Origin of the sequence: Chryseobacillus diguaensis (genome assembly GCF_049220665.1) — a bacterium.
Classification (GTDB): Bacteria; Bacillota; Bacilli; order Bacillales; family Bacillaceae; genus Metabacillus_B.
On record NZ_JBMKNV010000009.1, the window covers coordinates 150,651 to 161,125 of the forward strand.

General features: G+C 39.6%; 12 protein-coding genes. 5 read left to right on the forward strand and 7 right to left on the reverse strand.

What is annotated here, in order from left to right; all coding sequences use genetic code 11:
• Nucleotides 1–6: 6 nt before the first annotated feature.
• The gene (locus tag ACOT8F_RS14910) at nucleotides 7–489 is read right to left on the reverse strand and encodes a DUF456 domain-containing protein (protein WP_421652714.1); all 483 of its coding nucleotides are present in this window, start codon (nucleotides 487–489) and stop codon (nucleotides 7–9) included.
• A gap of 86 nt (nucleotides 490–575) precedes the next feature.
• Nucleotides 576–2,207: a Na/Pi cotransporter family protein gene (locus ACOT8F_RS14915; protein WP_421652715.1), complete on the reverse strand. Its 1,632-nt coding sequence runs from the start codon at nucleotides 2,205–2,207 to the stop codon at nucleotides 576–578.
• 398 nt (nucleotides 2,208–2,605) lie between these two features.
• Between ACOT8F_RS14915 and ACOT8F_RS14920 the strand changes: the two genes are divergently transcribed.
• Nucleotides 2,606–3,388, forward strand: a complete 783-nt coding sequence (locus ACOT8F_RS14920; protein WP_421652716.1) for a DUF1189 domain-containing protein — start codon at nucleotides 2,606–2,608, stop codon at nucleotides 3,386–3,388.
• A 63-nt stretch (nucleotides 3,389–3,451) separates the two neighbouring features.
• On the opposite strand, the gene ACOT8F_RS14925 is transcribed toward ACOT8F_RS14920, so the two are convergent.
• Nucleotides 3,452–4,651, reverse strand: coding sequence for an MFS transporter (locus tag ACOT8F_RS14925; protein ID WP_421652732.1), 1,200 nt, complete (start codon nucleotides 4,649–4,651; stop codon nucleotides 3,452–3,454).
• Between the two features lie 142 nt (nucleotides 4,652–4,793).
• On the opposite strand from ACOT8F_RS14925, the gene ACOT8F_RS14930 reads away from it, so the two are divergent.
• Together ACOT8F_RS14930 and ispG are read left to right on the forward strand one after the other, a co-directional pair.
• The gene (locus ACOT8F_RS14930; RefSeq protein ID WP_421652717.1) at nucleotides 4,794–5,126 is read left to right on the forward strand and encodes a hypothetical protein; all 333 of its coding nucleotides are present in this window, start codon (nucleotides 4,794–4,796) and stop codon (nucleotides 5,124–5,126) included.
• 135 nt (nucleotides 5,127–5,261) lie between these two features.
• Complete coding sequence (ispG, locus tag ACOT8F_RS14935) at nucleotides 5,262–6,371, forward strand: flavodoxin-dependent (E)-4-hydroxy-3-methylbut-2-enyl-diphosphate synthase (protein ID WP_421652733.1); 1,110 nt, start codon at nucleotides 5,262–5,264, stop codon at nucleotides 6,369–6,371.
• 63 nt (nucleotides 6,372–6,434) lie between these two features.
• On the opposite strand, the gene ACOT8F_RS14940 is transcribed toward ispG, so the two are convergent.
• Nucleotides 6,435–6,932, reverse strand: a complete 498-nt coding sequence (locus ACOT8F_RS14940; RefSeq protein WP_421652718.1) for a DUF4190 domain-containing protein — start codon at nucleotides 6,930–6,932, stop codon at nucleotides 6,435–6,437.
• A gap of 198 nt (nucleotides 6,933–7,130) precedes the next feature.
• On the opposite strand from ACOT8F_RS14940, the gene ACOT8F_RS14945 reads away from it, so the two are divergent.
• Nucleotides 7,131–7,712 (forward strand): 5' nucleotidase, NT5C type, encoded by a 582-nt coding sequence (locus tag ACOT8F_RS14945; protein WP_421652719.1) that lies wholly within the window; start codon nucleotides 7,131–7,133, stop codon nucleotides 7,710–7,712.
• Nucleotides 7,713–7,737: 25 nt separating this feature from the next.
• On the opposite strand, the gene zur is transcribed toward ACOT8F_RS14945, so the two are convergent.
• Genes zur through ACOT8F_RS14960 form a run of 3 tightly spaced genes read right to left on the reverse strand, consistent with a single transcriptional unit; the run spans nucleotide 7,738 to nucleotide 9,763 of the window.
• Nucleotides 7,738–8,148, reverse strand: a complete 411-nt coding sequence (zur, locus tag ACOT8F_RS14950) for a zinc uptake transcriptional repressor Zur (protein WP_421652734.1) — start codon at nucleotides 8,146–8,148, stop codon at nucleotides 7,738–7,740.
• The gene (locus ACOT8F_RS14955; protein ID WP_421652720.1) at nucleotides 8,148–8,987 is read right to left on the reverse strand and encodes a metal ABC transporter permease; all 840 of its coding nucleotides are present in this window, start codon (nucleotides 8,985–8,987) and stop codon (nucleotides 8,148–8,150) included. The genes zur and ACOT8F_RS14955 overlap by 1 nt, the downstream gene beginning before the upstream one ends.
• Nucleotides 8,984–9,763, reverse strand: coding sequence for a metal ABC transporter ATP-binding protein (locus ACOT8F_RS14960; RefSeq protein ID WP_421652721.1), 780 nt, complete (start codon nucleotides 9,761–9,763; stop codon nucleotides 8,984–8,986). Before ACOT8F_RS14960 ends, ACOT8F_RS14955 begins: the two co-directional genes overlap by 4 nt.
• A 257-nt stretch (nucleotides 9,764–10,020) precedes the next feature.
• On the opposite strand from ACOT8F_RS14960, the gene ACOT8F_RS14965 reads away from it, so the two are divergent.
• On the forward strand, nucleotides 10,021–10,275 hold the full coding sequence (locus tag ACOT8F_RS14965) for a DUF2624 domain-containing protein (protein WP_421652722.1): 255 nt from the start codon (nucleotides 10,021–10,023) through the stop codon (nucleotides 10,273–10,275).
• The last annotated feature ends 200 nt before the right edge of the window (nucleotides 10,276–10,475 follow it).

Below are 10,475 nucleotides of genomic sequence, written 5' to 3' on the forward strand. Positions count from 1 at the left end.
CCTAAGTTACAATACGGTAAAAAGAAAATATCCGATCATAATCAGCTGGATAACCGCTTTTGCAAAAGCACCTGATATAAAACCGATTAAGGATCCTACACCTACTCTGACAGCAGTTCCGAAATCTTTTCGATGAACAATCAATTCTGCCAGTACAGCTCCGGCAAAGGGTCCAATCAGGATTCCTGCTACAGGGATAACAAACGGTCCAATAATCAATCCTATTGTACTTCCCCAAATGGCAGCCCTGCTGCCGCCTACCCTCTTTATTCCAATCAGATTGGTCACATAATCTGCTGCAAAAAGAACTGCTGTGAAAATTCCCTCTATGATCCAAAAAATATATCCCAAGTTATAAAATCCGTAAAAGATTCCATAAAGCACAAAGCCTCCGATTATAAACACAACACTAGGAATGATTGGATAAACAAGCCCTGCGAACGCTATGATAAACATGATTACAATTAGTGCCCAATATAAAAAGTCCATCTAAATCCTCCTGTAAGCATACATTCTTGCTTACATTATTTCTATATTTACACTATTTTAACCTTTTTTGAATTGAGGATGTCAGTTTAAATCCTGTATGCTAGCACAGCTTCTGCAATATTAACGGAATGATCACCAATCCTCTCAAGGTTGCTTACGATATCGACGAAAACGATTCCAGCTTGGCCGGAACAGGAACCTTCATTTATTCTCATGATATGTTTTTTCCTTAAGCTGCGTTCCATGCCATCAATGATCTCTTCTTTTTGCAGCACTTTGCTTGCAATTCCGCTATCTTTATCGTCAAGAGCCTCCATTGCGTCCAAAAATGCTTCAGATGCAATTTGAAACATAGACTCTAGATCCAAAATGGCATCCTCAGTGAGTTTCACTTTGTTTGACAGCTGATAGTCAATGAGCTCAATGATATTCTCAAAATGATCTCCCACCCGCTCAATATCCCGAACAGTATCAAGCAAGATTGAATGCTCTTCCGATTCTCCTCTTGTCAGCACATTACTCGTTATTAGAACGAGATAATCTGTAATTTTCCTGTCAAGATTGTTAATGGCATCTTCTAATTGTAAAGCTGTATCAGCATGCTTCTGCTGATTCGTTTTTAAATACAGAGCTGTTTCCTTCATTCCAGCTGCTGCAAGCTTGCCCATTTTTAAAATTTCTTCCTTTGCCTGTCCAAGGGCAATTGATGCGGATTGTTCTATAAAAACTGGATCAAGATGCTTCGCTTTGTAAGCGGCAATGGTTTCGTCCCCGGGAATGCATTTTGTTACAAACCAGGCAAGCGCCCCTATAAACGGAAGCTGCAGCAAGGTATTGATCACATTGTACGTTCCATGCGCAAAAGCAATCGTAAGTCTCGGATTAAGAGAGAGATTCGTTTGTACCGATTCAATAAAGGTGGAAAATAGCGGAAGAAACAATAGAAATATTACTGCACCTATTAAGTTAAACGTCACATGTGCAAGAGCTGCTCTTCTGGCAGAGATTGATGCGCCAATCGATGCAAGTACAGCAGTAATGGTTGTTCCAATATTGTCTCCAAAAAGAACTGGGAGCGAGGTTTTAAGATCAATAAGATTTTGAGAGTACAGTTCCTGCAAAATCCCAACTGCTGCACTTGAACTCTGAACAATGACAGTTGAAAGAGTCCCCGCTAAAACGCCTAGAAGCGGGCTTGAACCCATCCCTAAAGCAAGATCATGAAAGCTTTTTACACTGCTTAAAGGTTCCATTCCTTTCCCCATAAGTTCCAGCCCATAAAAAAGTGCTCCAAAACCAAAAATAACCTGTCCGGCGTTATGTATTTTCCGGCTTTTAAAAAAGAATAGCAGCAAAGCACCTGCCGCAAGGATGACAAGTGAGTATTCAGCCACCCTGATGCCGATAATAAAGGCTGTTACAGTTGTTCCAATATTAGCTCCCATGATGATGCCGATTGCCTGGCGCAATGTTAAAAAGCCGGCACTCACAAGGCCTATGGCTATAATAATTGTCCCGCTGCTTGACTGAATCAGAATGGTGAAAATCATTCCGGTCAATACTCCGTAAAAAGGACTTGATGTAAATTTATCAAGACTGTCCCGCAGCCTGTCTCCTGCTGCACGCTGCAATGCGTCTCCCATATATTTTATGCCAAAAAGAAAGATCCCGAGTCCCCCAATAAACTGGAAGATCAACTCTTGGATGCTGATGCCCAACCTCTTCAACCCCTTTAAGGTCAACTCTTCTATCTCTTATATAAAACTTGTTTTCGCAAAAATCGCTGCTATTCGTACGGTCTTATGACACGCATAAAGATAAGCTTCGTGGCATCTTTTCTTAAAATTTACAGTTGTATTTTAGCTTGATATTCGCTTAATTGAAAGAAAAAACAATAAAGTTTAAGAAAAGAGCCTGTATAAACCATTAATCCTACACAATTATTAACCATACGTATATTTATTGTAAAGTTTTTTCTGATTCACTGATACAACCTTTACAAAAAATTAATAAATATCCTGAATTTGAGCTGTAATGCCCGATTAGCTGTTATCTTGTATAATATAGAAGTTCATACTAAAATTAAGCCGGAGTCTTAAAGAAGGAAGTGAGTCACTTGAACCTGTTCACCCAATTTTATAAAAGCACACATTCTCCAAAAACCATAGCATCCTTTCGATTTCAAGGAATAGGAAAAACCATTTTATACGTTTTTCTTCTCTCTCTTATCTCCATTCTTCCTGTTCTGTTCTTTCTGGGAAGCACAATCGTTACAGGCTTATCCAGTTTTGATCAAACGGTAAAAAAAGATTTTCCTGATTTTCAAATTGTGAACGGAACATTGCAATCAGATGCCAAAGATCCGATTGAAAAAAAAATCGGAAATTATATTATTGTATTTGACTCGAGCGGCAAATACGGAGCTAAAGAAATGGAGCAAAAGGAAAATGCAGTGGGATTGTTAAAAAACCAGTTTATTATGGTATCCGGAGGCCAATCACAGAGTTATACATATAATATGACAGGTAATGTGGATTTAACAAAAGCTGAGATAGTCGATATACTGAATCAGCTTAATTCAATGAAACCAATTCTTTTAAGTGTTTTAGCCTTTATTGTCTACTTCTTTTCAAGCGCTTCAAAATTTATAGAAGTAACTGTTCTTGCTTTAATCGGTTTGCTGCTAAAAAAGCTGGCCGGCAAAAAAGCGAATTACAAGAATCTCTGGGTTATTTCTGCTTATTCTGTTACGCTTGGAACTTTGTTTTTCACTATCATGGGTGCTTTACAAGCAAATGTGCCAAGTCCAGGCCTTCTCAATTGGTTTATTCACATCGTGCTTTTCTATTTGGCCTTAAAAGAAATTCCTGGTTCGACGTCGAATAAAAAATTGGCATGAAAGAGAAAAGGGCAGATCCATAAATATCTAATGGATCTGCCTTTTTATTTGTCACTATAGAGTCTATGAAAATTTTGCTGATAAAAGCTGCTGAATCTTTTTCCGGTAAAAAGAAATCCAAAATAAGGCTTGGCTGAATGCGAGCAAGATAAAGGAGTATAAAAACATCTGTTCAGGAGTATTCATCCAAACACTGTAAACAATCGGGCCAAGTGCAACACCAGAAAACCTTGCCAGCCCGTAAAGTCCAACTACGAATCCTCTCTCCGAATCCTTTACACTTGAGGTTATAAAGGTATTAATACAAGGCAGTATAAACCCCAGCCCTCCAAAACCCACTGTTAGAAAAAACAGCAGAAATGAAAAATTTTGAAAGACAATAACACACATGAAGGAAACAAACATCATCAAGCTCCCCACTGCTAAATACTGCTTCATTAAGTGATGGTCTGTTTTTATTTTTCTCCCGGTCCAATAGGAAGTAATTGTCATGGAGATCAAGGGAAAGGCAAACGAAAACCCTTTAAAAAATCCGTCTATATGATAAGTTTCTTCTATTAAATATGCAAGGTAATAAAGCAGCCCATAAAGCAGGAACAGCCCTGTACCTCCATATAAATATGCAGCAAAAAGCCATCCTTTTTCCCGCTTAACAACTTTTCCAATATTGGATAGATAATCGTTAAATTTAATGGTTTTATCTCCTGAAGGAGCTTTTTTTATCAATAAAAAGATCCCTGCCCCAGTTAAGACTCCAATTACCGGGAAAATAAAGAAAGGGGCATACCAGCTAAATAGAGCAAGTACAGCGCCTGCGATCGGAGCAACGACCTTGGCAAATCCATTGAACCCTTCTAATATGCCAAGCTGCCTTGAACGTTCTTCCCCAATGAATACATCACCGATTAATGCCATTGCAAGAGGCGTTGTCCCACCAGTACCAAGCCCCTGAATAAACCTGCCTGCAAGCAGCGTGTGATATGCTGCCCCCTTATTAATAAAGCCTGACAGAATACAGAGCAAAGCTCCTATTGTAATAACCGCCATCGAAATTAAAATTAATTTCCGGCGGCCGTACCGGTCTGATAAAAAACCTGCAAATGGAATGATTAACGCTGCAGGAATACTAAAAATGCTAAGAATAATACTTGCTTGGGGACTGGTTAAATTCAACTCACCCTCATATTGAGGGAGAAGCGGAATCAGCATAGAATTTCCCAGGACCATTAAAAATGGTAGCATGCCAATAATCAATGTTATCATGAATGTTTTTTTCAAATTCGTTCCCTCTTCTATGAATGGTTTGTGAGGACAAGCATACAATGTAGTAACAACCCGGCTAAACTCTTAACGTGCTTCTAATGATGAAAATTATGTACGGTAAATCAGAGAGGTGGTCCTTAAAATGAAACGTTCTCTCTTTCTTTTGATACTATCTTTTCTTTGCTATATCGTTTATTATGACTTATCGAAAGGAACTTTACCCGCAGTTACAACACATGCCCAGGAAAAAATTGCGGAAGTTTCCACAGTCGAAGTTTCACATAAAGGTTACGAATCAGTAAAAGTTCAGTCAGGTGATACAGTATTATCTGTAATGGAAAGTTTAAACAGCAGCTCCTCGCCCAATCTTTCAATTGAAAAGTCCATAAAAGACTTCGAAGCCTTGAACCCTGGGACAAAAGCGGAACAAATCGTTATCGGAAAAACCTACAAATTTCCCGTTTATAAAAAATAAGGAACCGCGAATTCCTTGTCAATAAGACATATACATTGTTACAATATGAAGGGATGATTTGGTTAATCCAAAAGCAGACCCGGCATAACTTTTTGCCGATTACTCTATTTAAGGAGAGATCCACTCGTGGGTGAAATTACACATCGTACGAAAACTCGTCCCGTTAAGGTTGGTAATTTAACGATCGGCGGAAACAATGAGTTAATTATACAAAGCATGACAACAACCAAAACTCATGACGTAGAAGCAACAGTTGCTGAAATCAAGCGTCTTGAAGAGGCAGGCTGCCAGATTGTGCGTGTTGCATGTCCTGATGAGCGAGCGGCAAACGCTATTTCGGAAATTAAAAAGCGCATTAATATTCCTCTTGTTGTAGATATCCATTTTGATTATAAATTGGCTCTGAAAGCCATTGAAGGCGGAGCAGATAAAATCCGGATCAATCCCGGAAACATCGGCCGTAAAGAAAAAGTTGAAGCTGTTGTGAAAGCAGCAAAAGAAAAAGGAATTCCAATCCGAATTGGTGTTAATGCCGGTTCACTCGAAAAAAAAATACTCGAAAAATATGGATACCCTACCGCTGACGGAATGGTGGAAAGTGCCCTTCACCATATCAAAATTCTTGAGGATCTGGATTTTCACGATATTATTGTTTCCATGAAAGCATCTGATGTCAACCTTGCCATCGAAGCTTATGAAAAAGCATCGAGAGCGTTTGACTATCCTCTTCATCTTGGAATTACAGAATCCGGAACGCTTTTTGCCGGAACTGTCAAAAGTGCGGCAGGCCTTGGAGCCATATTAAATATGGGTATTGGAAACACTTTGCGCATCTCATTGAGTGCGGATCCTGTAGAAGAAGTAAAAGTAGCGAGAGAGCTTTTGAAATCCTTCGGTCTTGCTTCTAATGCAGCGACTCTCATCTCATGCCCTACATGCGGACGTATTGAAATTGATTTAATCAGCATCGCCAATGATGTTGAGGAATATATATCAACGATCAAAGCACCAATTAAAGTAGCTGTCCTGGGCTGTGCGGTAAATGGCCCTGGTGAAGCACGTGAAGCTGATATTGGCATTGCAGGTGCACGCGGAGAAGGATTGCTTTTCCGGAAAGGCCAAATTGTCCGTAAAGTCCCGGAAGAAACAATGGTGGACGAATTGAAAAAAGAAATTGATATTATTGCAGCAGAATATTTTGCAAAGCAAAAAGCTGAAGCAGAAGAAGCAGCTCTTAAGGCTTAATATCGGTCAAAGAAGGAGCCGGGGAAATATCCCCAGCTCCTTTTTTTGATCTTTAAGAATGCCTTAATAGAACGGAGTAATAAACAGTCCCATAAGGACAGCTACTATCCCAATCCCTATAGCCCAGTTACCCATTGTTTTTGCATCTTTTCGGCGTGCTACAAAGCCGACAATAATCCCTGCTGCTCCTAAAATGACCGGCAAAATGAATAAGCCGATAATTGACAATGCTAAGGCAATATAACCTGTACTTCTGTTTGCCCCTTCTCTTGCTGGTTCTTCAGAATGATCCCGATCATGATTTATGCGGTCATGGCTTCTTACTGTGCCTGCGGGTGCTGCAAACTCTGCAGCAGTTTCCTCATCATAACCGTGATCATGGTGATCCACTTTTGTTACAGCCCCAACCGGCGCCGGCATGATGGCAGAGGTCATATCGAAATCATCTTCAGAAACCTCTCCTGCCTCACGCTTTTCTTCTGTGAGATCTTCCTTTTCTTCTCTCTTGCTTGTTATATTTTGGCCGCTATAAGTCCTGCCAGATCGTTTTTCGTGTTCCACGGGAATCCCCTCGCTTTCATCTATAAGGAGCATTATTAGTATGAAAACATACGGGAGGAAGTATGCCTGTTAAAGTTTACTGCTTATGTCAATATTCTTTTGAATGATGATAGAGGCATACAAATATTTTTGTTTACCTAATATGATACACTAATAAAATAACCCATTTATGTAAAACCTGTAAGGGAGTGTGCCTTATTGATTCGCTTTGGAATAGATATTGATGGAACCATAACACCGCCTGAGACGTTTGTCCCCTACCTGAATAAATCCTTCGGCATAAATATTACACTTGAGGATATCATGGATTATGATCTGACAAAGGCGATAAAGGTAAGTGAAGCAGAATTAGATGAATGGATGGAGAAGTTTGAACCGATCATTTACAGCGAAGCTCCTCTCTCCCCTAATGCCAAACCGATCCTTGATCATTGGAAAGAGAGCCATCAGCTGATTTTTATCAGCGCACGCAAAAAAAACTTGTTTGACTTAACAAAAAAGTGGTTTGATGAAAACAATCTTTCTTATCATCATATTGAGCTTGTAGGCACCCATGATAAAATCGAAACCGTCAAAAAACATCGCATTGATGTCTTTTTTGAGGATAAACATGATAACGCCTGTATGATCAGTGAAGAATGCAATATACCTGTCATTCTTTTTAATACCCCGTATAATCAGGATCCTGTTCCGGAAAAAGTGATCCGGGTTTCTAACTGGCTAGAAGCAGAAAAATGGGTCAATCAATATGTAATAGAAAAAAACTTGCACATGAAATAATGTGCAAGCTTTTTTGTATAACCATTTAAACACATTCTGGACATGTGCCGTATATTTCGAATTTGTGGCCGCTCACATCATAACCTTGCAAATCATCATGCAGTTTTTCCATAGGACATGAATGCAATTCCTTCGTCTTTCCGCACCTCATGCAAATAAAATGATGATGGTGATGAACAGCGTTGCAGGAAAACCGAAAATGCTTTTCACCTGCCAGTTCTGTTGTTTCCAAAATGTCCATCTCCGCAAAAAGCGATAAATTGCGGTAAATGGTGTCAAAACTCAACCCAGGATAATCATCTTTCATGAAGGTCAATACATCCCTGGCTGTAAGGTATTTATTGGACCCGGCAAAAAAGGACAGCATTTCTTCCCGCTTGCTTGTATATTTAAATCCTTTTTCCTTTAACATGGATAACGCTTCTTGAACATTCATCATGCAGGTCTCCTCTTATACTTGCTCCAAATGATGGAGCCGATTAGGATGATCACCGAAAGGACTACAATGGTTCCTCCGGGAGCAAGACTCAGCTGGTAGGCTAATATTAATCCTATGATAACAGATATTTCTCCGAAAAGAACAGAAAAAAAGATCGCTTGTTTAAATCCTTTCGCAATTCGGATGCTTGCTGCCACCGGCAAAGTCATCAGAGAAGAAACAAGAAGAATTCCTACAATCCGCATGGAAGCCGCAATAACAAGGGCAACGGTAAAAATAAAAATGAAATGAATCCACTTTGCTTTGATCCCTGATGCCGCTGCATGTTCCTCATCAAACGAAAGCAGAAATAATTCCTTATAAAGGACATAAATAACAAGAAGAACGAATAGTGAAATCGCCGCAATAATCCAAAGATCCGTCCGGGTTACAGCCGAAACACTGCCAAATAAATAGCTGAACAAATCTGTATTAAACCCATCGGCAAGAGATATAAAAATAACCCCAACACCTATACCGCCCGATAAAATAATCGGAATGGCCAATTCCTGATAATGCTTATAAACCGTTCTTAGCTTTTCAATGAAAAAAGATCCTGCAACTGAAAAGGTCATTCCGAGATAAAGCGGATTAAGTCCGGTTAACAAAGCGACTTTCTTTTCTAGTAAAAGGCTGGCTGCGATGCCTGCTAAAGTAACATGACTTAACGCATCGGCTATAAGCGAGAGCCTGCGGACAACAACAAAAACGCCAAGGAGTGGTGCAATCAGACCAATCAGCAGCCCCGATAAAAAAGCATTTTGTATAAATTCCAGTGCGAAAATGTGACTGATCATGATTGATATCCTCCATGGTGATGATGTTCATGTGTGATCGCATGAACAGGGTGTCCATACATATCTGAAAGGCTCTGGTTGTTCTTTTCCTCGTATTCCTTTGGATCGCCATGAAAATGAAGGCTTTTATTCAAACAGGCCACATGGGTTATTTTATCTGTTACAATCCCCACATCATGAGTGACCAAAATCAAAGTAATCCCGAGGTTGTTATTTAACTCCCTGAGCATTTTGTAAAATCCTTGTACCGTTTCTGCATCTACGCCGACAGTAGGCTCGTCCAAAATGAGAAGTTTCGGCTCGCTTACTAGCGCCCTCGCAATGAAAACACGCTGCTGCTGGCCCCCGGAAAGCTCCCCGATATTTCTGTTTTCAAATTCAGACATTCCCACTTCTCTTATGGCATCTCTAACTTTTTGATGATGATGTTTATTGAAACGTTTAAACATTCCGATCTTGGATGTTAAACCGCTTGAGACCACTTCGTGCACTGTTGCCGGAAATCCGCTGTTAAAGCTATTGGCCTTTTGAGATACAAATCCAATTTCGTTCCAATGTTTAAATTTCGTTATGGGTGTTCCAAACAGCTTTATTTCACCTTGCTGTAATTTTAGCAGCCCAAGAAGGCATTTCAGCAACGTCGTTTTTCCAAAACCGTTTGGTCCAACAAGCGCTAAAAAAGCTCCCTCGTTGACTGACAGGCTAATATCTTCAAGCACACGCTGCCTGTCATATTGATATGATAAATGTTTGATTTCAATAATAGGTTCGGACAATCCGTTCCCTCCTTGATGTTCAGTGAAATACGGCCTTTCAAAAGGCAACTTATTTAAGAATGATTACGATTTATACTATAAAAAGAAAATGGCGGCTTTTTTGCCAAACCATTCTAATGAACGATAACTCAACGTAAAAATTATACATGTGCTTTTTCCTTTTGTAAAGCTGCAGTTCTTGCCCCCTATTCACCTTTAAATTAATGCACCTTTTGAGAATGCGCCCATACATTGTTTAGAGAGGAGGGGATTGAAAAATGATACTATTTCAAAAGATCATCAATCAAAAGCTAAACAACATCAATGAAGCTGAGCTCTTGCAGCTGGCAAAGCAAAACAGTCTGTCTTTAAATCAAAAACAGGCGTCCCAAATCGTCTCGCTGATACAGGGAAGAAACATAAATGTTTTTAATGAGCAGGAGCGGAAAGATCTTCTAAAGAAAATTGCCATTATTACTTCACCTGAAACTGCAAAAGAAGTTAATCAATTGCTTCAGCAGTTCGTAGGCTGAATGAAAACAAAGAAAAGCTGTCTTCAGACAGCTTCAGTTTGTAGACAAAAGGCATTCGGATGTCTCTATCCGGATGCCTTTTTGTTCATTTTTAAGTAATTTAATGCTTTACAGACCTCTTCCTTGGATACTTTTATGCCATTTTTCCAGATTCCCAAGTCCAAGTTGCCATCTTCTTTAAGTTCATGGCAGCAAAAGTA

Coding starts and splice junctions, on each gene's coding strand:
- ACOT8F_RS14965 (WP_421652722.1), top strand. CDS start 10,021: ATGATACTATTTCAAAAGATCATCAATCAAAAGCTAAACAACATCAAT.
- ACOT8F_RS14910 (WP_421652714.1), bottom strand. CDS start 489: ATGGACTTTTTATATTGGGCACTAATTGTAATCATGTTTATCATAGCG.
- ACOT8F_RS14930 (WP_421652717.1), top strand. CDS start 4,794: ATGAAACGTTCTCTCTTTCTTTTGATACTATCTTTTCTTTGCTATATC.
- ACOT8F_RS14925 (WP_421652732.1), bottom strand. CDS start 4,651: ATGATAACATTGATTATTGGCATGCTACCATTTTTAATGGTCCTGGGA.
- ACOT8F_RS14955 (WP_421652720.1), bottom strand. CDS start 8,987: ATGATCAGTCACATTTTCGCACTGGAATTTATACAAAATGCTTTTTTA.
- zur (WP_421652734.1), bottom strand. CDS start 8,148: ATGAATGTTCAAGAAGCGTTATCCATGTTAAAGGAAAAAGGATTTAAA.